The sequence below is a fragment of the Bartonella vinsonii subsp. vinsonii genome, from assembly GCF_902825235.1.
Lineage (GTDB): Bacteria > Pseudomonadota > Alphaproteobacteria > Rhizobiales > Rhizobiaceae > Bartonella > Bartonella vinsonii.
This window is the reverse complement of sequence record NZ_CADEAJ010000001.1, coordinates 418,231-438,939: the sequence shown is the minus strand read 5'-3', so window position 1 is coordinate 438,939 and position 20,709 is coordinate 418,231. Positions and strand designations below refer to the sequence as shown.

Genomic DNA, 20,709 nt, shown 5'->3' with positions numbered 1-20,709 from the left:
GAAAACTAAAATTTGCTAAAGAGGAATGCCATGGACTTCAAAATGTTCACGCAACTTTTCAAACACATTGATCAAGCAACAAAAACACATGTCGTAGATATTTCCTTAAAAGCAATTGCTACAATTACACCTTTCGTATCAATCGGTCTCACCATTGCTTTTATTGTATATGGATGGCTCGTTATTCGCGGTGCAATAGATATGCCTGCCTCTGAATTCCTAAGTCGTTGCTTGCGGATCAGTATTATTACTTCAATGGCATTGTCTGTAGGACTTTATCAGTCAGAAATTGCCAATGTGATAATAGAAATGCCGCATAATTTATTAAGTGCACTAATGAAAGATGCACCAAAAAACAATGAATTAATCAGTTTGATTGATAAAGTAGCTGAAAATGGCTTCACACGTGCAAGTGAAGCTTTCGAAGAATCTGCTTTCTTGGATACTAATGGGTTGCTATATGGTCTCTTCGGTATCCTTATTCTGCTTGCAACAAGCTTCCTAGCTGCAATTGGTGGCGCTTTTATTTTGATGGCAAAAATCGCACTTATACTCCTCGTAGGACTTGGACCACTCTTTATTACTGCTTTGCTCTGGCAACCAACCTATCGCTTCTTTGAGCAATGGATATCTCAAATTTTGAGCTATACAATTCTCATTGTACTCCTAGCCACTGTATTTAGTCTCATGATGAATATCTTTGCAAATTATATGACCGATCTGAAATTCGATGGAAAACAGAATGTCGGTTTTACACTTGGTGGTGTTCTCATCTTATCCATTATCTCCATCATAATGTTGCTCAAACTATCAAGCATTGCCAATGCTTTAGCAAAAGGCGTTACATTTGGACATCTCTGGAGATTAAATGCAGCAGGAAGCCTACCTGCACGTAACAACCGCACAATTAAATAATCAAAATACCTTAATTGCAAAATAGAAAACATCTATGCTGCAGTTGAGTATTTCTATACATAAAACTGAAATTAAGAAAAGAGAAATGATTGCAAACTATACACTTTACTTTTTCAATCAAAATTGAAATAATGATAAAAATATCACAATTTATCTTATGATAAAAAAGAGGGATGATTAAAAATGAAAAACATCATTTTTATAATTTTGATTGCAAGCCTTTTAACAGCTTGTGTATCGGCACCACAGCTAAAGAAGCCAAGTAATTGGAACCGTGTGCCTGTGAATAAAACAGTCCCTGCCGAAATTCAGCGAGAAATAATATGAGAAAAAAGCAAGCTAAACCAGTAAAAGCCGAACAACTTAACAGTTACTATGAAGAAAGCCGGGGTTTAGAGCGTGACCTCATTAGTGAATTTATAAAATCACGTAGAACAGCGTGGCGTGTGGCAGGTGTTGTTGGAGTTTTTGGATTGTTCGGCATGATGTGTGGAGTTGTTGGCTTTTCCCAACCAGCTCCAACACCTTTGGTGCTACGCGTTGATAACACAACGGGTGCAGTCGATGTAATTTCTGTGATGCGCGAGCATGAAACCAGCTATGGCGAAGTTGTGGACAGATATTGGCTCAATCAATATGTCCTTAACCGTGAAACTTATGACTACGACACCATTCAGCTAAACTATGACACTGCAGCACTTTTAAGTGCACCAACTGTTCAACAGGAATTTTATAAGATCTATGAAGGTGAAGATGCACGTGACAAAGTGCTTTCCAACAAAGCGCGCATTACAGTGAAAGTGCGATCAATCCAACCGAATGGACGTGGACAAGCAACAGTGCGCTTTACAACCCAACAACACGACGCTACCGGTGCCGTTGGACCTAAACAACACCAGATCGCAACAATTGGCTACACCTATGTTGGTGCACCAATGAAATCATCTGATCGATTGCTTAACCCCCTTGGTTTCCAAGTGACAAGTTACCGCGCTGACCCGGAAATACTGTTGAATAATTAAGGAATTGATTATTATGAAAAAACTTGCCTTTGTTGTCTTACTCTCCTCATTCTCTTTTCTTTATACGCTACCCGTGCAGGCGCTCAAAACTCCATCCAATTCACAATATGATCACCGCATACGCTATGTAACATATAATGTGGCTGATGTGGTGCAAATTGAAACGGTTCTTGGTGTAGCAACACATATTATCCTTGAAGAAGGTGAACAATATATCACCCATGCTTTTGGTGATTCGGATGCCTATGCCTTTGCCCATAAAGGGCGGCATATTTTTATTAAACCCAAAGCAGAACTCGCCAATACAAACCTTATCGTTGTTACTGACAAACGAAGTTATAAATTTCGACTACAATTTCGAAATGATCGTGCTGGAGCTACTTATGAATTAGCTTTCCATTATCCCAGTACCGATTCTCAAAAGTTAGAGGAAAACAAGCAACAGCTTGCCATTGAACGTGGTTTTCACCAAGTCGTGAACGGATATAATCTGAGCTACACCATGAGCGGCAACCAAAATATTGCCCCAATAAACGCTTGGGATAATGGACGTATTACCTATTTTAAATTTCCTACCAACATGGATATGCCATCAATCTACGTAGTGGATGCTGAAGGCAATGAAAGCCTTATACCACGTACTGTTGTAGGTAGTGCTAATGATATCATCGCTGTTCATAAGGTCAATCCCAAGTGGCTCATACGGCTTGGCAAAAGTGCTTTGGCTATTTTCAATGAAGCCTATGACCCCAATGGTATACCAAATACAACTGGAACAATATCTTCGGTGGTTCACCGCATCAATAAAGGAGGAAAATGATGTTCAACAATAAGAAAGGAGATGAGAACAACAAAGGCGGAAAACTTGACGACATCGAACAAAAACACATTGAAGGTGCCTATGGTAGTTCTGAATTGGGTACAGAACGCCGTCCAACAGTTCCTGGTGCACGTGCTTTATTAATGGTAGGACTCGTTGTCGTAGTGGCGGTGCCAATTGCTCTGACTTGGAAAGCTTTAAAAATGCGCAATGCCGTAGACGTTGAGGAAGAAAAACCACAGCAAACAGTGCAACAAATTATCCCTAGCTATACTCCTCGAGTCATAGAAGAGCCTAAAGTTGTAGAAGAGGTAGACAAACCAATACAAACAGAGGACTCAGCACTTGAAATTCCACCGACCTTAGCAAAGCTTCTTCAAACAACCATTCCGCCACATCTGCTCAAAGATTCTGAAGAATTAGCGCGCAAACGTATGTTCAGTTCAGGTCTTAACAATGGTGGTGGTAGCGAAGGCTCGACAGAACATTCAAAAAATAAAACATCTGAAAGTGATAGAAACAGTGGTGTATTATTCGACCAACTTCAGCCTGTACGTTTAGGTCAATCACAGGCAGTTCAACTTCGTAACCGTGATCTCTTGATTACACAGGGTACGCAAATAGACTGCACATTAGAAACAAGAATTATCACAACACAACCAGGAATGACGACATGTCATTTAACACGTGACGTTTATTCCACGAGTGGTCGTGTTATTTTGCTAGATCGTGGTTCTAAGGTCGTTGGTTTCTACCAAAGCGGCATACAACAAGGACAAACGCGTGTTTTTGTACAATGGTCACGTATTGAAACACCTTCTGGTGTTATCGTCAATCTTGACTCACCTGGCACAGGCCCACTTGGTGAAGCGGGTATTGGTGGTTGGGTTGATACACATTTTTGGCAACGATTTGGTGGGGCCATCCTGGTGAGCATAATCGGTGATTTAGGAGAGTGGGTAAAAGGAAAAATCGGTCAAGGAAATAAGGAAAAGTCACAATCTCAAAATGTGCGAGGTGCTGAATCGGTGGTGACCGAGCTTCTTCAAAACTCCATTAACATTCCACCAACACTCTACAAAAACCAAGGGGAGAGAGTGAGTATTTTTGTTGCTCGTGATTTGGATTTCAGTGATGTCTACAGCCTCGTCACACGCTAACCCGATACAGAAAGATCAAGCAGTTGCACAACTTCTGCAACCACTTGATCGTTTCTTAGAAGATCCAAAAATTACGGAATTATCAATCTGTCGCCCCTGTGAAATATGGACAAAAAGCTTGGGGGGATGGCAAGTACATAGCGTACCGGAATTAACACCTGCTTTTTTGCAAACGCTTATCACAGCTATTATCGTCTATAACGGTATGGCTCCCAGAAGCATTAATTATGTACATTTACCTGGAGGACAACGGGGTACAATTATACAAACACCAGCTGTCATCGATGGTTCACTCTCTTTTATGATTCGTAAACATTCTCTCACGGTTAAAACACTAGACGAACTCAACAGTGAAGGAACATTTAGTAATTTTACCGATGTAAGCTTTAATAAACCTTCAGAGAAGGAAGCAAATGACTTACTCTCAAAACAGGATTTCACACGGCTAGAGCCGTTTGAAGTGCAACTCTTGCAATTAAAGCGTGAAGGTAAAGTTCTTGAATTTTTAGAAAAATGCGTTCTAAACAAACGGAACATTATTATCGCCGGCAAAACAGGATCAGGTAAAACAACATTTGCCCGTTCTTTAATTGAAAAGGTGCCTGTAGAAGAACGCATTATTACGATTGAAGATGTCCATGAGCTTTTTCTTCCCAACCATCCTAATCATGTGCATATGCTTTATGGTGATGGAGTGGGACGTGTTTCAGCAGAGGAATGTCTTGATGCCTGTATGCGTCAATCGCCTGATCGTATTTTTCTTGCTGAACTGCGTGGCAATGAAGCATGGGAGTATCTTAATTCATTGAATACTGGGCATCCTGGATCAATTACAACAACGCATGCCAACAATGCTTTGCAAACATTTGAACGGTGTGCAACATTGATCAAAAGATCAGAGATTGGACGTCAACTTGATATAGAAATGATAAAGATAGTGCTTTACACTACAGTGGATGTGGTATTATTTTTCAAGGATAGAAAGCTCTCTGAAGTCTTTTATGATCCGATTTTTTCTAAATCAAAGATAGTGTGATTAGGCTTTTCTCTAAGAGGGAGCACATAAGACAACAACAGCCGCAACAACTTGTTGCGGCTTTTTATTTGATCTTTTTAAAACATTCCCTACCTCTGCTGCTACTCTGTTGAACCTTTCAGGCTTTTACAGCAAAGGAGCAATTAATGACTATCTCTGCAATGAAAGAGCAAAATCACGCACAAGGTTTTTAGTGCACACAATTTTATTTCTTTTAATAATTTTTTTCATTTATTTTTGAGAAACATGGTCTTGAAGAATACAAACAACAAATAGTACTTAATCATGCCCTTCACAGTTGCTATAGAGTTCCCTCTTTCATGTTAGAAAGAAACAAGGTATTTTTTGTTACTCAAACAAATTGCTTGTACTTGTCCGCAAGCAACAAAAAAATTAAAAGATAAAGCAAAAACCGTAACTACCGTAAAAATCTATTTTTCATGGATAAACATGAAAGAATGTACAAATAGCGCCCATGAAAATCCATAAAAATTAGGTATAATTTCTATGACTTTTGAAATCGTCTAAGATACCAATCGGTTACAGCTTTTATGCACATTCAAGATGCATTTTTTCAATGAGGTATCTCTTTTTTCTTGAAGAAATAAAGACTCCTTTTTAAAAAATGATAAGTGTTTTTTCAATTTTCATACAAAACCAATGTTATAAACTAAATCTTGTGTATCATTCCAAAAAACATACACAGCTTCTCTTTTCTCACATGACTCTTATTAACTGGTAAGTTTTTAAAGGCGACGTTCAACCATGAGTTTTTTAATCTCAGCAATTGCTTTAGCTGGATTTAATCCCTTTGGACAAGTTTGCGTACAATTCATAATCGTATGACAGCGATAAAGCCGGAAAGGGTCTTCTAAATTATCAAGACGCTCACCACACATTTCATCACGTGAATCAACAATCCAACGATAAGCTTGGAGTAAAATAGCTGGGCCCAAATAACGATCACCGTTCCACCAATAACTTGGACAAGATGTTTGACAACATGCACACAAAATACACTCATAAAGACCGTCTATTTTTTGGCGATCAGAGTGACTTTGTAACCATTCTTTTGCAGGTTCTGGTGAAACAGTCTGCAACCAAGGTTCAATCACACGGTGCTGCGCATAAAAGCGCTTCAAATCAGGAACCAAATCTTTAACAACGGGCATAGAAGGCAAAGGATAGACCTTAATGGGGTGCTTTACATCATCCATCCCTTTGGTACAAGCCAAGGTATTGGTCCCATCAATATTCATGGCACATGAACCACAAATTCCTTCACGACACGACCGGCGCAGTGTCAAAGTTGGATCAATATGATTTTTGATAAACAACAGTCCATCGAGAATCATCGGTCCGCAAGCTGAACGATCTACATAATAGGTATCCAGATGAGGATTTTCTTCATCATCAGGTGACCAACGATAAACATGAAATTCTGTCAATCGCGTAGCACCTTCAGGCTTAGGCCAAACCTTTCCCGGTTTTACTTGAGAATTTTTGGGAAGCTTAATTTGTACCATAATTCATTCTCCCCTTAATAAACACGCTTTTTAGGTGCGATACGCTTTAAATCAATACCGCCATCGGCTTCAGATGTTAACGGATCAACATGAACAGGCCGATAGCCTAAAATGACTTTTCCATCTTTTGATAAATGTGAAAGTGTATGTTTACGCCAATTTTTGTCGTCACGTTCTGGATAATCTTCACGCGCATGGGCGCCTCGGCTTTCTAAACGCGCTTCTGCGGAATAGACAGTCGTAATTGCATTGGCCATCAGATTTTCAAGCTCTAATGTTTCAACCAAATCAGAATTCCATATCAAGGAGCGATCTGTCACTTTTAGATCAGAAAGTTCACCCCAGATTTGGCTTATCCGTTGACACCCTTGTTGCAAAGAATCCGCCGTACGGAACACCGCAGCATCTTCTTGCATAGTCCGTTGCATTTTCTCACGCAAGACAGCGGTTGGTATTCCCCCTTTGGCAAAACGCAAACGATCAAAACGCGCCATAATTTCGTCAACGGCTTTTTCATTAAGAGGGGGAATTTCTGCATCACGATCAATGACTTCACCAGCACGAATTGCCGCCGCACGTCCAAACACAACAAGATCAATCAATGAATTTGAACCCAAGCGATTAGCACCATGGACAGAGGCACACCCAGCCTCCCCCACCGCCATTAAACCTGGTTGAACACGATCAGGCGAATCGGCTGTAGGATTGAGAACTTCTCCATAATAATTGGTAGGAATCCCGCCCATATTGTAATGGACTGTTGGGAGAATGGGGATAGGTTCCTTTGTCACATCAACACCAGCAAAAATCCGTGCTGATTCAGAAATCCCCGGTAATCGCTCATGCAATATAGCAGGATCAATATGGTTAAGAACCAAATGGATATGATCTTTCTTTGGACCAACACCGCGCCCTTCACGAATTTCAAGCGTGATACAGCGTGAAACGAGATCACGTGAAGCCAAATCCTTAAAAGAAGGCGCATATCGCTCCATAAAGCGCTCACCTTCAGAATTGACCAAATAGCCGCCTTCACCACGCGCTCCTTCTGTGATTAAGCAGCCGGAACCATAAATACCTGTAGGATGAAATTGAACGAACTCCATATCCTGAAGCGGCAACCCCGCACGCGCAATCATTCCCCCCCCATCACCGGTACAAGTATGCGCTGATGTTGCTGAAAAATAAGCCCGTCCATAGCCACCAGTCGCGAGAACAACCATCTTTGCTGAAAAACGGTGTATTGTACCATCATCGAGATTCCACGCCACAACACCGGTACACACACCATCCGTCATAATCAAATCAAGCGCAAAATATTCAATAAAAAACTGCGCATTATGTTTTAAGCTCTGTCCATAAAGTGTATGCAAAATTGCATGCCCCGTACGATCAGCTGCGGCACAAGTACGCTGGACAGGAGGACCTTCACCAAACTGTGTAGTATGCCCTCCAAAAGGACGTTGATAAATTTTACCTTCTTGTGTCCGCGAAAAAGGCACCCCATAATGTTCTAATTCGTACACAGCAGCAGGAGCGTTACGCACCAAATATTCCATTGCATCGGTATCACCCAACCAATCAGACCCTTTGACCGTATCGTACAAATGCCATTGCCAATTGTCAGGCCCCATATTGGAAAGTGAGGCTGCAATACCCCCCTGTGCTGCCACCGTGTGCGATCTGGTTGGAAAAACCTTTGTGATACAGGCTGTTTTTAATCCTTGCTCTGCCATACCAAGCGTAGCGCGCAAACCAGCACCACCAGCCCCCACAACAACAACATCAAATTTATGATCTACAAAGTGATACGGGGCGTTGCCTGCTTTAGCACCCAGAGATAATTCTGTACGCACCATATGTTCAACCCCCTAATGCAATTTTCAAAAGAGCAAAAATGATGACACCCCCACAAACAAAACAAAACAAAACATTTAATGCCAAAAAGAATATCCGGAAACCTTCACGTGGAATATAATCTTCAATAACCACCTGCATTCCAAGTTTCATATGATAAAGAACTGAAAAAGTTAGCAGCCCCATTAAAACAGCCACAACCGGATGTGAAAGCCGTGCATGCACAATGCTATAGTCCTTTCCAACAAGTGAGAGAATAAGAACAATAAAAAAGATCAAAAGCGGTAGATTGATAAAACCTGTCAAACGCTGTAACCAAAAATGCTCTGTTCCTTCATGCGCACTTCCACGTCCGCGTACTTTTGCAAGTTCTGTTCGAAAATCTTTTTTCATAGCCCTCTCCACCCCCAGCTAAACAATGCTATATCCAATAATCCAAATGGCAAAAGTAACAATAAGAGAAATAAACACTGTTGCCCACGCAGTCACCGTTGCCTTTTTTTTTGCCAAAAGGCAAGGTTTCAAGTCCCAAACAATGTGACGAATACCGCCAACCATGTGATGAACTCCAGCAAGGGTATAAAGAAATAAGATACAAAGCCCAGGCAAAGAACTATAAATCTCATTCACTGTTCTAAACGCCTCAGCTCCACAAGCAATTGACATTAACCAAAGAGCGAGAAAAACTATGCCAAAATAAAGAGCTATACCTGTGATACGATGCGCAATGGACATCGCCATTGTGATAGTCCAACGATAAATGCTTACATGGGGGGAACGAGGGCGCTCTTTTCTCCTAATTGTCTCTGTCATAAAACATCCTGACCTGGTTTTACTGCAACCGCATCATGCGCGATAAGATCCGCACAAAACGACCAAATGCATTTTATTTCCAATTTATTTGGCATCTTAAGATGCCAATATTACAGGTCGGTTATCTCAAATAACGGATTAAAGGTCACGCATAAAAAAACCGATTGTTTTACAGACATAAGCTATAAAACCCATTTTATCTAATACAATTTTATCTTCACGTCAAAGGCCTAACATCTTTTCTCAAAGAAAAAGACACATTTTTTCAAGTATAGACATCCCCATTTCTCAGCATAAACGATATATCTCCTGAGGTCTTGAATTTCAGATTTCAACCACAATTACAAGAGAAATAGGACAGCAAAACTTTGAGAGATTCAACACCCTCATGCACACGCAAATCCCTCAATGCCCCTTATCTAAGTGCAAACACGAATCACGAGAGACACAAAGAACAACGGAAAAACCGCTTTTACATGAATTCTAGCAGAGACAATATTGAATCGATTACTCAGCAACTTGCGCTTCTGCATCTGAAACAACAGCTGTTGCTTCTAGACTCTTAGCAAGCTTTTCACCTTTTTTCCGGTAATCTCTCTTTTCAGCGATACGCGCAGCTTTACCTCTCAAAGCACGAAGATAATAGAGTTTTGCACGGCGCACTCTACCTCGGCGCACAAGCTCAACAGCTTCAATCAAGGGAGAATAAACCGGAAAGACACGTTCAACACCTTCACCATAAGAAATCTTGCGCACTGTAAAGGTCTCATTCAATCCACCGCCTGAACGTGCAATACAAATTCCTTCATAAGCCTGAACACGGGTACGTGTACCTTCCGTCACGCGCACCATGACACGGACTGTATCCCCAGGTTGAAAGGCAGGCAATTGGCGTTTTGCTTCAATTTTTGCACATTGTTCAGCTTCAAGCTGTGCGATAATATTCATCTCTTTTATCCTTCATATTCTTTATCGAACAGTCAGAGCGCTCAACTTTTACCTAAAAAGCCTTGTTTACAAAGAAAAGAGTTCTTTAGGCTATGCTTTATGCAGGAGCGAATACACCATTTCTTCATTATCTTGGAACGATAGAAAACCCTTCACAGAAAAACTCTCTCAAGAGAGAGAGCCATGCAATACACTACCTTACAACATGAATCAAGTTTTCTGACGATTTTTATCATAGCGCGCATAAAGATCAGGGCGACGTTGACGTGTGAGCAATTCGGCTTGGCTTTGACGCCACTCAGCGATAGCCTTGTGATGACCTGATGTCAACACGGGCGGAATACCGCGTCCTTCAAAAAGAGCAGGACGCGTGTAATGGGAGTGTTCCAACAAACCATTCTCAAAACTTTCACACTTCCCAGAAAGTGCATTCCCCATAACGCCAGGGAGAAGACGGATAATGGCATCCAACAGAACCAGTGCCGCCGTTTCTCCCCCTGAAAGGATATAATCCCCAAGAGAGACTTCTTCTAGTTGTCGCGCTTCTATTACCCGCTCATCCACACCTTCAAAGCGCCCACAAACCAATGTCACGCCTGATTCACCCGCCAAAGAACGGGCATACGCTTGGTTAAAAACCCGCCCCCGCGGACTCATCAACAATCTTGGCGAATCATCTGGACAATGATCAAGCGCAGCAGCTAATACATCTGCACGCATCACCATACCCGCCCCACCACCAGCCGGTGTGTCATCAACGCTATGGTGTTTATCTAAAGCGAAGTCCCTAATTTGCACTGTTTCCAGCGACCATATCCCTCGCTTTAAAGCTTGCCCTGCTAATGAATACCCCAAAAATCCAGGAAACATTTCAGGATAAAGTGTTAAAATACGCGCTTGAAACTTCATTGATCCTCACCTTATATCCCAAGCATACTCAATCAACACCAACTGGCAACACCAACCGGTGCATCTTCAAAGCTATGGTTTAAAGCAAAATCCCTCATTTACACTGTCTCACCATATCCCTACTTTAAAACCTGCCCTATTTCAGAAGTCCTAAAAACCCAAAAAGGATTTCAGAATAAAATGCTAACAGATCTGTTTGGAAGCTTAATCTTGCCTTCTTACTTTTTTCCTTACCCCTTTATTTCTGCTTCAAGTCACCATCCTCTACTGCATTCTCTTCCTTATCGCTTAAACCAGCAGCGACGGGATCAACAACAAGAAAACCAGAAGCCATGCAAATTTTTGGAACGGCTGCTTTGCTAAAAGGGATAAGCACAGTTTTGCCCGCATTCAAGCGCATTTCAAGCAAATCACCAGCACCGAAATTAAAAAAACCACTCACCTCTCCCAAGATTCGACCAACACAGTCTTGGACACAAAGTCCAATGAGATCAACCTGATAAAATTCATCTTCTGTCAAATCATCTAGCAATTGATCACGCGCAACATAAAGGCGAATCCCTTTTAAACTTTCAGCAGCATTGCGATCTTCAATCCCTTTAAAATGCACAATCGCATTCTTTTTTTGCATACGAAGAGTTACAATTTCATAAGAGCGCCCCATATCATCATAAAGGATACCGTAAGTTTTTAAACGCTGTGGTTCAGCACTTAAAACTTTGAGCAAAACATCCCCTTTTATACCATGAGGTAAACCAATAATGGCAAGATAGACTTTATTTTTAAGCTTTTTTCCAGTATATTCCATATAAAAATATCATCTCTTTAAAATGATTCCCCGAATCTCATAACTTTGCTATTAAATCTTGTTGCCATATCAAAATCTTCCAAAAAGACCTTTCTTGGTGACAAAAACAAATGAATAAAAGGAGAAGTCTTATGGCAAATATTATGCTATTTTACAAAGATATTACCCCAATTAATAAAGTTACCCATAAAAACCTTAAATTTTCCCCTCCAAGTGATATGTCTTTTGCTAAAGATACCCATTGGGTTCCTTTAGCAAGCAGTGAATATTTTCAAGCTGCTCTAGACTATCCTATCTTGTTTATGTGCGCAGAAGATGAACAAAAGAAAAAGCACTATACATCCGCTGCTCTCGTGGGTCTTTCTAACGACGAAAATGACTACATCACCTCTGATAAAAATTGGGAACGAAATACTTATGTCCCCGCGTTTGTCCGTCGCTATCCTTTCGTTCTTGCACAACTTCAAAATGAAAAAGAGCTTTCTGTTTGCTTTGATCAACAATCAGGCATGTTTAATGAAGTTGCAGGAACAGAACTTTTTAATTCAGATGGATCTATTTCGCCCTTTATGGAAGAGCGTATTCATTTTCTAGAAAGCTTTAAAATTGCTATGGAAAAAACCACTGAATTCATTGATGCCCTTGTGGAGATGGATCTTCTAAGTCAAAAATCAATCAATGTAAAAAATGACAAAGGTCTCTCAGCACAATTAGAACATTTTTGGGTTGTTGATGAAGAAAAACTGAATAAACTCTCTGCAAGCCAACTTGCCAAACTCCATAAAAATGGCTTTTTAGGATTGATTTTCGCGCATCTTATGTCAACACATAATCTTTTAAAAATACTCTCTTTAAAAGGCGAAAAACGCATTATGAATCACGAAGAGCCACAACAAAAGAAAAATGGCATCTCTGAAAATAACACAGTGAAAAAGAAAGAGACCCTCAACTAGAAATGCCCACAAAAAAAGACGGTAGAAAAGGCAAAAGTGTCTTCCTGATTCCAGCAGACCACGCCATTTTGACCGCAAGGAAAAACTGGTTAGATGGTCTTGTACAAACACGTCGTATGTCCAAACAAACAGCACAAGCTTATGAGTGTGATACGAGACAATTTTTGTTTTTTCTCTGTCAACATTTAGGGATTGAACCAACTTTTGATGATCTTGCCAATTTGCGCGTTCTCGATTTACGCGCTTATTTGGCCTATCGCAGAGCAAATAACATAAGCGCCCGCTCTTTAAGCCGAGGGATGGCGGGTTTACGTTCTTTTTTCAGATATTTATCCCGCGAAGGGATTGTTAACGTCCCTGCTGCTAAGCTTATCCGAACCCCAAAACAGCCAAAATCGCTGCCAAAACCTTTGGCGATAAAATCCGCTCTTCATATCGTCAAACAAGAAAATCAACAAGAAAATGAAGCATGGATCATCGCCCGCAATGCTGCTGTTTTGATGCTTCTTTATGGCTGTGGCATGCGCATATCAGAAGCTTTAGCACTCACACCAGAACAATTTTCTGATCCTGAAAAAAAAAGCTTGTTTGTCACTGGAAAAGGTCAAAAAACACGCCTTGTTCCCCTCATAAAAATTGTTTACGAAACAGTACAGAACTACCTCAAATGCTGTCCATATCCTTTAGTGCACAACCAACCCATGTTTCGTGGTGCACGAGGAGGCCCCTTGCAGCCAGCCATTATTCAACGAGCTGTTCGAAATCTACGTTCAAGCCTTGGTTTACCAGAGACGGCGACACCTCATACTTTGCGTCATTCTTTTGCCACCCATCTTTTATCTCGTGGGGGAGATTTACGCACCATTCAAGAACTTCTTGGTCATGCCTGCCTCTCCACTACCCAAGCCTATACCCATGTTGATACAGACCGCTTATTAGAAATTTATCAAAAAGCACATCCTCGCTCTGAAAAAAACTTGAAGGGAAAAGCAAATTAAACAGAGGAAACTTCAAGCGCTAAAGCATGAACGCAAGTGGCTAGCTCTTTCTGTAAGACTTGATAAATCGCGCGATGTATCTCCACACGCGTCATGCCAACAAAAGAAGAAGAGAGAATTTTTACCCGAAAATGTGTTTCCCCTTTCCCATCAAAAGCATGCTCCTTATGAGGGTGCCCCTCATGAAGGTGGCTTTCATTAATCACCTCAAGTTTTTGTGGATGAAAAGCGTCTTGGAGCTTCATCTTAATTGTTGTTTGAATCGGGGTAGACATTTTTGTTCCTTCACAAAATGAATGCTAGAGTAAGCCTTCTTCATTACCAAAGAGAGTGTGAAAACAAATTTTTCAAAAGTCAATTCTTGTCAAATCAATTGATTTTGCATAAACCTAAGGGCATGGTAACAACATCTAAATTATTCGACTCAATTCGAATCAGCTCCCAAAAAAAGGGGCAGGCTGAATCACAAGCACAACAATGTCAATGGGAAGGCTGTGAAAAAGCCGGCGCCCATAAAGCACCAGCAGGTCGAAATCACGAAGGCCAATATCTGTATTTCTGTATTGAACATGTGCGTGCTTATAATAAAAATTTTAATTACTTTTCTGGTCTTAGTGATAAAGATATTGCCAAGTTCCAAAAGGATGCGCTCACAGGACATCGTCCAACATGGCCTACTGATTTTAGCAATGGCACATCAAAAAAAACAGCTGCGCATTACGCACAAATTCGCTCTGGAACAGCTGCTTACCAAAATCGTATGCGCGATCCATTCGCGCTCTTTACCCAACGTCACTCAACCAGAAGTTTCTCACGGAAATTAAAACCTTTAGAAGCTAAAGCGTTTGATACATTGGGATTACCAGCAAATGCTTCATCTGAGGATATCAAAGCAAAATATAAAGAGCTGGTAAAAAAACACCATCCTGATTCCAATGGCGGCAACCGTTCTTCAGAAGAGCGCTTTCGCGATGTTTTACACGCTTATAATTTGCTTAAAAAATCTGGTTTGTGCTAAAGAAACGCATCCTCATAAAAAGCCTTTTTCGTTTGAACCATTATTGTTTTTGCAACAGATGAGGGAACATCTGGTGAAAGATTCTTTTATATCCAAGACTCCCCTTATAGAGCATTGCATAAGTACTCTAACTCTTGTATCGTTATTTTAAAGAGTAAAAATAAAGAGCGTTCTTTCCCTTCCAGAAAAAGCATGACAAAAACAAAGCTTACAGTTGAAAATGTGCCTGATATCACACTTTGTGCGCGTGATCTGTTTCATATTGATACAGATATGAAAGTTTCTGCTTTTAGCACAAGAAGCCCCCACGTTCCCGATAGAGATCCTGATTATCTTTTTGATCAACAAACAACTTTAGCAATTTTAGCAGGTTTTGCCTTTAACCGTCGTGTCATGGTTTCTGGTTATCACGGTACAGGGAAATCAACACATATAGAGCAAGTTGCTGCACGTCTCAATTGGCCTTGTATCCGAATTAATCTCGACAGTCATGTCAGTCGCATTGATCTGGTAGGAAAAGATGCCATTGTTTTAAAAGACGGCTTACAAATCACAGAATTTAAAGAGGGTATATTGCCATGGGCTTATCAAAACAATATTGCTCTCGTTTTCGATGAATATGATGCCGGTCGTCCCGATGTTATGTTTGTCATCCAACGCGTCCTTGAAGCTTGTGGGCGACTAAGCTTACTTGACCAAAGTCGTGTCATCACGCCTCATCCCGCATTTCGTCTTTTTGCAACGGCAAATACCATTGGTCTTGGTGACACAACAGGCCTCTATCACGGTACACAACAAATTAATCAAGCCCAAATGGACCGCTGGTCTATTGTGACGATACTTAATTATTTACCCCATGATAAAGAGGTTGATATTGTTTGTTCAAAGGTCAAATCTTTTCAAACAACAGAGGGAAAAAAGACAATTTCACAAATGGTTCATGTTGCTGATATGGTACGGCAATCTTTTATTAATGGAGATCTTTCAACCGTCATGAGCCCACGTACAGTCATCACTTGGGCAGAAAATGCGGTCATTTTTCAAAATGTGGGCTTTGCCTTTCGGGTAACCTTTCTCAACAAATGTGATGAACTCGAACGTGCTACTGTTGCAGAATTTTATCAACGTGCCTTTGGAGAAGAGCTTCCTGAATCACTCATTCATGGTGTTTTGCCTTAAGGAATATGTCAATCATGACGACCGAAGCTGGCGACAATAGCAAAAATCTCGTAAATAATTCTCCCAATAATACTCTTAATACTGCCGCTTTCAAAAAAGCACTTTCCTCATGTATGCGCGCCATTGCTGCTACACCAAACCTTGAAGTTTCCTTCAGTCATAACAGACCATCTTTAAGCAAAAATGATGCGCGTTTACCGGAATTACCCCAACAAGCAACAGATAAAGATATAACGATTACGCGCGGATTAGGTGATTCCATGGCTCTGCGCACAGCATGGCATGATAATCGCATTCACGCACAATTTGCTCCACAAGAATCAGAAGCACGTGCTGTCTTTGATGCTCTGGAGCAAACACGGGTTGAAGCAATCGGCACTTTAGCCATGGAGGGAATTGCACAAAATCTTGATGAAATGCTTGCTGATAAATATCAAAGAGCGCATTATCAAAAGATCAGTAGCCAAAGTGAAGCCCCCATCCAAGAAGCCATTGCGCTTTTATTGCGTGAAAAAATAACAAAACGCCCTCCCCCCAAAGAATCTGGACCTGTCTTAGAGTTATGGCGTCAAGAAATCGAACAAAAAGCCGCAGCAGAACTAAACGAATTGACACATCATATTCACAACCAACACGCTTTTGCACGCATTGTTCGTCAAATGCTTTTTGCCTTAAAAATGTCAGCCCAACGAGAAGAAACCTCCGACAGCGAAAACAATAAAACATTAAAAAACGAGGGAGAACCTCAAAATCAATCAGAAGAAGAAAGCAATAACGAAAAAAAAACACAAAGTGACGAACAAACAACAACAGAACATGAAAACGATGCACAAGACGAAGGAAAAACGCAAGCAACACAATCAAATGACAATGATAAAACTGACGAAGAACAAAACCGAAGACCTTGGCAAGAAAAATCGAGCCAATCCAAACGTCTTTTTGCCATTTCAGAACAAATGGAAAAGCTCAACGATTATAAAGTTTTCACCCGACAGTTTGACGAAGTTTTGGAAGCGACAGATTTTTGTTCTGAAAGCGAATTGGATCACCTACGCCATTATCTTGATAAGCAAATCAATCATCTCCAAAACATTGTTGGGCGCTTAGCAAATCGCTTACAACGCCGCCTTATGGCACAACAAAACCGCAATTGGAATTTTGACCTTGAGGAAGGATATCTTGATACAGCGCGGCTCCCCCGCCTTATCATTGATCCCATGCAGCCACTTTCTTTCAAAATGGAAAGCAACACCCAATTTCGTGACACGGTTGTTTCACTCCTCATTGATAATTCGGGATCAATGCGTGGACGCCCCATTACTGTTGCAGCAAGTTGTGCAGATATTTTAGCCCAAACTCTTGAGCGCTGTGGTGTCAAAGTTGAAATTTTAGGCTTTACCACAAAAACTTGGAAAGGCGGGAAATCACGCGAACAGTGGCTTAGCCAAAACAAACCTCATAATCCAGGGCGCCTCAATGATTTATGCCATATCATCTATAAAAGTGCAGATACCCCATGGCGTCGAGCACGGCGCAATTTAGGTTTAATGATGCAGGAAGGGTTGCTAAAAGAAAATATCGATGGTGAAGCATTGATTTGGGCGCATCAACGCCTTTTATCACAGCATGCACAACGCCGCATTCTCATGGTCATTTCTGATGGAGCCCCTGTTGATGATTCAACATTATCGGTAAATTCCAGCAATTATCTGGAAAAACATTTACGCGCAGTGATTCGAGAAATCCAGACCCATTCTCCCATAGAACTCATTGCCATTGGCATTGGTCATGATGTCACACGCTATTATCAACGGGCTGTCACAATTATGAATGCCGAAGAGCTTGGCAATGCTATAACAAAACAATTAGAAACGCTCTTTAGCAATAAAAAATCTTCTCAATGAAGAGCCTAAAATCATGTTTAGACATTGAAGACAGCTATCGAAAATATCTCCGAACATGGCTCTAAAATGCTGCTTTCACAAAGACACAACATGCAATCTTTTCATCTGCAAAAATAAAAAGATAAAGATTCTCACTCGCTTCCCACAAAGGAGGATTTATCTTTTGCATGACTTTTATAAAGAGGACGTCTCATAGTTTTCAGAATTGTTCCATAAGGGATGAGCATCAAAAAACTCATAATAACCTTTACTGAAAAATCACCAAAAGCAAGTGAGAGCCAAACTGGAATCTCAAGTTCGAAGAAAATCACACTTCCAAAGAGCGAACTATTCGCATAACCTGTCATCTGATCGATAAAGGTAAAAAGGCCACAAAAAGCAAGAGAAAAAAATAAAACCGTATCCAGTGCTGAACCAACCAACGCTGCTGCTAAAGGCGCTATCCACCATGCTTTACGCCGCAAAGGAGTAAAAACAACAATATCGAGAAGTTGTCCAGATAAGAATGCTAAGCTAGAAGCAATTGCAAGCCGCGGTGTTGCCAAAATCCAAGAAACACAAACACCAGAACAAAAACCAGCATAAACCACACGCCGCGCTGCTGCAGGGCCATAAAAACGATTGGTCAAATCATTGATCAGAAAAGCAATCGGATAAGTAAAAGCACCGTAGGTCAACAATTCATTCAAATCAAACCAATAGACAGGGTACTGAACCAAAATATTAGAAGCGGTCACAGTAAGGCACATTGCAAAGATCGAGAAAGCAATAAAGTTTCTCTCTTGCTGTGGGAATAAAAGACCGGGCGCTGAAGACATTTTTTTTAACCTGGGATATGGAACCAATAAAATACAGCGATGAAATCAGTAAAAAGCCAAAAAACAACGCACCCCTAGTATAAGGAGAAGTTAATCTAACTCTGTCAATAAAAAAAAGAATTAGGCTGCTTTCTCAGCTGCATGTTCAGCTTTTTTCTTAATAATTTGGCGTTTTAACAAACGCGCACGTTGCGACAATTCTTTATCATCAGCTTTGATCAAAAAGCTATCAAGGCCACCGCGATGCTCAACAGAACGCAAAGCACTTGCCGAAACGCGCAAGCGATAACTTTGCTGTAACACTTCAGAAATCAGTGTTACATTACAAAGATTTGGTAAAAAACGACGACGGGTTTTATTGTTCGCATGGCTCACATTATTACCATAAAGAACAGTTTTCCCTGTCAATTCGCAGGCACGAGACATAAACTTCACCTTTAAACTCTAAGAAACTCTTCAATCTCAACAGCCGAAAAACAGAATAAATGCAAAAAGCGTACAACACTCCCTTGAACAGCATTATTGAGAAGTTGTGTTTTTAATAGGGTTTCGATAACAAAAGGTCAAGTCTTTTATAAAGCCTTTTGCATCTCCTGTTCACTAATTTTGCACCATTGCCCATGATAAGGTGTAGAAAATATTTTTTTTCACGCGCAACCGTGCTAAAAGAATATGAGTATTCTAAAAGGGAGCGTTAATCATGAGCAAAACCGTCCCCTCCATGACAGAGCTTCAACAAAAACAGAGCCGTTTATCTTCACTTCTGTTTGGTATTTTATGTACGTGTTTTTTTCTTCTCTTTAGTGCACTGGGTGTATGGCAAATACAACGCTTAAACTGGAAAACAAATCTTATTACCAGCGCTCATCAGCGTGTTCATTTACCTCCCATAAAAGCACCACCGCAAAATCAATGGAAGCAAGTTACTTTTGAGAAAGATGAATACCGACCTGTCATCATTACAGGAAAATTTTTGACAGATAAAAATATTTTTGTCACTGCTGTTACTCAAGATACCACGGGCTACTGGGTTTTAACCCCTCTACAAACAGCTGACAACACACTAACCTTTGTGAATCGTGGTTTTATTCCCATGGATGCACGCCATGACTTTCAAAACGCAGAGCAATCACACACCGGTGCCACTCCTCAACAATATTCTGCTAAAAACACGGAGCAAACCACGGTTATAGGTTTGTTACGGATGAGCGAAAAAAATGGATTTTTTCCACGCAAAAACAATCCGGATACCAATTTGTGGTATACACGCGATCTTCCTGCTATGGCACAAAGACTTAGGCTATCCAGTGTTGCCCCTTATTTTATTGACGCTGGGAAAAAAACAGCTCCGCAAAAAAACTTACCGATTGCTGGCTTAACTGTTGTACACTTTCGAAACAATCACCTTGTCTATGCTCTTACGTGGTTTACTTTAGCTGCTGGTGTCCTAGGGGGCTCTCTTTTCCTGCTACGACAAAAAAGCTAAAACAGATACAAGACAAAATCCCCGCCTCATGAAACATGTGTAGTTAAGTGACTTTTCTTTAAGAAGCACGCAGTTTACAACAAATATAATCTTCCGTTGTGTTAAAAACTTCACACGCCCCTTCCTTTACTTTTTCAAAAAAGGGCGCGCGAACACAACTCAAACACATAAGTGCCTTCTTACAGGTGCTGTTTTAAATATACCCAAAATGAAGAAAAAATGCCCAACGACAAGCTCTCCCCCTCCTCTCACAAAGGTGCCTCTCAAATGCTCTCACAAAAAAATTGAGAAAGCAAATTTTAAAAAGACCTACGGGAATAATACCGCGCAATTGAATTAATATCACCACGGTAAATGCCAAGATCATTCAGCTCATCTGTTGAAAGATGGCTCAACGCCTTAACTGTCCGCCGATAACGGCGCCAATTACTATAAGAACGTAGAATACTCATACTTTTTACCCCAAACCTCATTTGGTCCTCACTAGGATATAATGTAGAGCAAATTACAAAAAAGAGTCGTGCTATAACTACATAACA

Annotated in this window: 23 protein-coding genes; 12 read left to right on the top strand and 11 right to left on the bottom strand. The window is 40.7% G+C overall.

Annotation, left to right across the window (positions count from 1 at the left end):
- Window positions 1-30: 30 nt before the first annotated feature.
- From J7R12_RS01805 to virB11, 6 genes are all read left to right on the top strand, one after another.
- The gene (locus J7R12_RS01805) at window positions 31-915 is read left to right on the top strand and encodes a type IV secretion system protein (protein ID WP_126601966.1); all 885 of its coding nucleotides are present in this window, start codon (window positions 31-33) and stop codon (window positions 913-915) included.
- Window positions 916-1,098: 183 nt separating this feature from the next.
- On the top strand, window positions 1,099-1,242 hold the full coding sequence (locus J7R12_RS01800) for a TrwH protein (protein WP_126601968.1): 144 nt from the start codon (window positions 1,099-1,101) through the stop codon (window positions 1,240-1,242).
- Entirely contained in the window at window positions 1,239-1,937 is a 699-nt protein-coding gene (locus J7R12_RS01795) for a virB8 family protein (protein WP_126601970.1), read from the top strand. Before J7R12_RS01800 ends, J7R12_RS01795 begins: the two co-directional genes overlap by 4 nt.
- Before the next feature lie 13 nt (window positions 1,938-1,950).
- Window positions 1,951-2,757, top strand: coding sequence for a P-type conjugative transfer protein VirB9 (virB9, locus tag J7R12_RS01790; protein WP_126601972.1), 807 nt, complete (start codon window positions 1,951-1,953; stop codon window positions 2,755-2,757).
- Window positions 2,757-3,917, top strand: a complete 1,161-nt coding sequence (gene virB10, locus J7R12_RS01785) for a type IV secretion system protein VirB10 (protein ID WP_126603995.1) — start codon at window positions 2,757-2,759, stop codon at window positions 3,915-3,917. Before virB9 ends, virB10 begins: the two co-directional genes overlap by 1 nt.
- On the top strand, window positions 3,889-4,953 hold the full coding sequence (gene virB11 / locus J7R12_RS01780) for a P-type DNA transfer ATPase VirB11 (protein WP_197721514.1): 1,065 nt from the start codon (window positions 3,889-3,891) through the stop codon (window positions 4,951-4,953). The genes virB10 and virB11 overlap by 29 nt, the downstream gene beginning before the upstream one ends.
- Window positions 4,954-5,699: 746 nt before the next feature.
- On the opposite strand, the gene J7R12_RS01775 is transcribed toward virB11, so the two are convergent.
- From J7R12_RS01775 to rimM, 7 genes are all read right to left on the bottom strand, one after another.
- Window positions 5,700-6,479 (bottom strand): succinate dehydrogenase iron-sulfur subunit, encoded by a 780-nt coding sequence (locus tag J7R12_RS01775; RefSeq protein WP_126601976.1) that lies wholly within the window; start codon window positions 6,477-6,479, stop codon window positions 5,700-5,702.
- Window positions 6,480-6,493: 14 nt separating this feature from the next.
- Window positions 6,494-8,338, bottom strand: coding sequence for a succinate dehydrogenase flavoprotein subunit (gene sdhA / locus J7R12_RS01770; RefSeq protein ID WP_126601978.1), 1,845 nt, complete (start codon window positions 8,336-8,338; stop codon window positions 6,494-6,496).
- Between the two features lie 4 nt (window positions 8,339-8,342).
- On the bottom strand, window positions 8,343-8,729 hold the full coding sequence (gene sdhD / locus J7R12_RS01765; protein WP_126601979.1) for a succinate dehydrogenase, hydrophobic membrane anchor protein: 387 nt from the start codon (window positions 8,727-8,729) through the stop codon (window positions 8,343-8,345).
- An 18-nt stretch (window positions 8,730-8,747) separates the two neighbouring features.
- Complete coding sequence (gene sdhC, locus J7R12_RS01760) at window positions 8,748-9,149, bottom strand: succinate dehydrogenase, cytochrome b556 subunit (RefSeq protein WP_126601981.1); 402 nt, start codon at window positions 9,147-9,149, stop codon at window positions 8,748-8,750.
- A gap of 507 nt (window positions 9,150-9,656) precedes the next feature.
- On the bottom strand, window positions 9,657-10,097 hold the full coding sequence (rplS, locus tag J7R12_RS01755; protein ID WP_126601983.1) for a 50S ribosomal protein L19: 441 nt from the start codon (window positions 10,095-10,097) through the stop codon (window positions 9,657-9,659).
- Between the two features lie 210 nt (window positions 10,098-10,307).
- Window positions 10,308-11,006 carry a tRNA (guanosine(37)-N1)-methyltransferase TrmD gene (gene trmD, locus J7R12_RS01750; RefSeq protein ID WP_126601985.1) on the bottom strand — a complete coding sequence of 233 codons (699 nt, stop codon included), beginning with the start codon at window positions 11,004-11,006 and terminating at the stop codon, window positions 10,308-10,310.
- A 238-nt stretch (window positions 11,007-11,244) separates the two neighbouring features.
- Entirely contained in the window at window positions 11,245-11,814 is a 570-nt protein-coding gene (gene rimM, locus J7R12_RS01745; protein WP_126601987.1) for a ribosome maturation factor RimM, read from the bottom strand.
- Window positions 11,815-11,945: 131 nt separating this feature from the next.
- Here rimM and J7R12_RS01740 point away from each other — a divergent pair, with 131 nt between their 5' ends.
- Together J7R12_RS01740 and J7R12_RS01735 are read left to right on the top strand one after the other, a co-directional pair.
- Window positions 11,946-12,767: a SapC family protein gene (locus J7R12_RS01740; RefSeq protein ID WP_126601989.1), complete on the top strand. Its 822-nt coding sequence runs from the start codon at window positions 11,946-11,948 to the stop codon at window positions 12,765-12,767.
- A 2-nt stretch (window positions 12,768-12,769) separates the two neighbouring features.
- A complete protein-coding gene (locus J7R12_RS01735; RefSeq protein WP_126601990.1) occupies window positions 12,770-13,765 on the top strand; it encodes a tyrosine recombinase XerC in 996 nt (331 codons plus the stop codon).
- Here the strand turns inward: J7R12_RS01735 and J7R12_RS01730 are convergent.
- Window positions 13,762-14,040 (bottom strand): BolA family protein, encoded by a 279-nt coding sequence (locus tag J7R12_RS01730; RefSeq protein ID WP_126601992.1) that lies wholly within the window; start codon window positions 14,038-14,040, stop codon window positions 13,762-13,764. The two genes, J7R12_RS01735 and J7R12_RS01730, sit on opposite strands and share 4 nt — an antisense overlap.
- Before the next feature lie 122 nt (window positions 14,041-14,162).
- Between J7R12_RS01730 and J7R12_RS01725 the strand changes: the two genes are divergently transcribed.
- The 3 genes from J7R12_RS01725 (at window position 14,163) to cobT (ending at window position 17,866) form a co-directional block, all read left to right on the top strand.
- Window positions 14,163-14,783, top strand: a complete 621-nt coding sequence (locus J7R12_RS01725) for a J domain-containing protein (protein WP_126601994.1) — start codon at window positions 14,163-14,165, stop codon at window positions 14,781-14,783.
- Between the two features lie 192 nt (window positions 14,784-14,975).
- Window positions 14,976-15,962 carry a cobaltochelatase subunit CobS gene (cobS, locus tag J7R12_RS01720; RefSeq protein WP_126601996.1) on the top strand — a complete coding sequence of 329 codons (987 nt, stop codon included), beginning with the start codon at window positions 14,976-14,978 and terminating at the stop codon, window positions 15,960-15,962.
- A 14-nt stretch (window positions 15,963-15,976) separates the two neighbouring features.
- A complete protein-coding gene (gene cobT, locus J7R12_RS01715; protein ID WP_126601998.1) occupies window positions 15,977-17,866 on the top strand; it encodes a cobaltochelatase subunit CobT in 1,890 nt (629 codons plus the stop codon).
- Between the two features lie 131 nt (window positions 17,867-17,997).
- Here the strand turns inward: cobT and J7R12_RS01710 are convergent, their stop codons facing one another.
- Both J7R12_RS01710 and rpmB read right to left on the bottom strand, forming a co-directional pair.
- Window positions 17,998-18,684 (bottom strand): VUT family protein, encoded by a 687-nt coding sequence (locus J7R12_RS01710; protein ID WP_126601999.1) that lies wholly within the window; start codon window positions 18,682-18,684, stop codon window positions 17,998-18,000.
- 120 nt (window positions 18,685-18,804) lie between these two features.
- Window positions 18,805-19,110: a 50S ribosomal protein L28 gene (rpmB, locus tag J7R12_RS01705; RefSeq protein ID WP_126602001.1), complete on the bottom strand. Its 306-nt coding sequence runs from the start codon at window positions 19,108-19,110 to the stop codon at window positions 18,805-18,807.
- A gap of 274 nt (window positions 19,111-19,384) precedes the next feature.
- On the opposite strand from rpmB, the gene J7R12_RS01700 reads away from it, so the two are divergent.
- Entirely contained in the window at window positions 19,385-20,170 is a 786-nt protein-coding gene (locus J7R12_RS01700) for an SURF1 family protein (RefSeq protein ID WP_126602003.1), read from the top strand.
- Between the two features lie 299 nt (window positions 20,171-20,469).
- Here the strand turns inward: J7R12_RS01700 and J7R12_RS01695 are convergent, their stop codons facing one another.
- Entirely contained in the window at window positions 20,470-20,622 is a 153-nt protein-coding gene (locus J7R12_RS01695) for a DUF1127 domain-containing protein (RefSeq protein ID WP_126602005.1), read from the bottom strand.
- Between the last annotated feature and the right edge of the window lie 87 nt (window positions 20,623-20,709).

Bases quoted from the DNA above. Each gene is read 5' to 3' on its own strand.
- sdhD (WP_126601979.1), bottom strand. From the start codon at position 8,729: ATGAAAAAAGATTTTCGAACAGAACTTGCAAAAGTACGCGGACGTGGA.
- virB9 (WP_126601972.1), top strand. From the start codon at position 1,951: ATGAAAAAACTTGCCTTTGTTGTCTTACTCTCCTCATTCTCTTTTCTT.
- J7R12_RS01800 (WP_126601968.1), top strand. From the start codon at position 1,099: ATGAAAAACATCATTTTTATAATTTTGATTGCAAGCCTTTTAACAGCT.
- virB10 (WP_126603995.1), top strand. From the start codon at position 2,757: ATGTTCAACAATAAGAAAGGAGATGAGAACAACAAAGGCGGAAAACTT.
- J7R12_RS01710 (WP_126601999.1), bottom strand. From the start codon at position 18,684: ATGTCTTCAGCGCCCGGTCTTTTATTCCCACAGCAAGAGAGAAACTTT.
- rplS (WP_126601983.1), bottom strand. From the start codon at position 10,097: ATGAATATTATCGCACAGCTTGAAGCTGAACAATGTGCAAAAATTGAA.
- sdhC (WP_126601981.1), bottom strand. From the start codon at position 9,149: ATGACAGAGACAATTAGGAGAAAAGAGCGCCCTCGTTCCCCCCATGTA.
- J7R12_RS01740 (WP_126601989.1), top strand. From the start codon at position 11,946: ATGGCAAATATTATGCTATTTTACAAAGATATTACCCCAATTAATAAA.
- cobT (WP_126601998.1), top strand. From the start codon at position 15,977: ATGACGACCGAAGCTGGCGACAATAGCAAAAATCTCGTAAATAATTCT.
- J7R12_RS01735 (WP_126601990.1), top strand. From the start codon at position 12,770: ATGCCCACAAAAAAAGACGGTAGAAAAGGCAAAAGTGTCTTCCTGATT.
- rpmB (WP_126602001.1), bottom strand. From the start codon at position 19,110: ATGTCTCGTGCCTGCGAATTGACAGGGAAAACTGTTCTTTATGGTAAT.
- J7R12_RS01695 (WP_126602005.1), bottom strand. From the start codon at position 20,622: ATGAGTATTCTACGTTCTTATAGTAATTGGCGCCGTTATCGGCGGACA.
- J7R12_RS01730 (WP_126601992.1), bottom strand. From the start codon at position 14,040: ATGTCTACCCCGATTCAAACAACAATTAAGATGAAGCTCCAAGACGCT.
- sdhA (WP_126601978.1), bottom strand. From the start codon at position 8,338: ATGGTGCGTACAGAATTATCTCTGGGTGCTAAAGCAGGCAACGCCCCG.
- rimM (WP_126601987.1), bottom strand. From the start codon at position 11,814: ATGGAATATACTGGAAAAAAGCTTAAAAATAAAGTCTATCTTGCCATT.
- J7R12_RS01700 (WP_126602003.1), top strand. From the start codon at position 19,385: ATGAGCAAAACCGTCCCCTCCATGACAGAGCTTCAACAAAAACAGAGC.
- J7R12_RS01795 (WP_126601970.1), top strand. From the start codon at position 1,239: ATGAGAAAAAAGCAAGCTAAACCAGTAAAAGCCGAACAACTTAACAGT.
- cobS (WP_126601996.1), top strand. From the start codon at position 14,976: ATGACAAAAACAAAGCTTACAGTTGAAAATGTGCCTGATATCACACTT.
- J7R12_RS01725 (WP_126601994.1), top strand. From the start codon at position 14,163: ATGGTAACAACATCTAAATTATTCGACTCAATTCGAATCAGCTCCCAA.
- J7R12_RS01805 (WP_126601966.1), top strand. From the start codon at position 31: ATGGACTTCAAAATGTTCACGCAACTTTTCAAACACATTGATCAAGCA.
- J7R12_RS01775 (WP_126601976.1), bottom strand. From the start codon at position 6,479: ATGGTACAAATTAAGCTTCCCAAAAATTCTCAAGTAAAACCGGGAAAG.
- trmD (WP_126601985.1), bottom strand. From the start codon at position 11,006: ATGAAGTTTCAAGCGCGTATTTTAACACTTTATCCTGAAATGTTTCCT.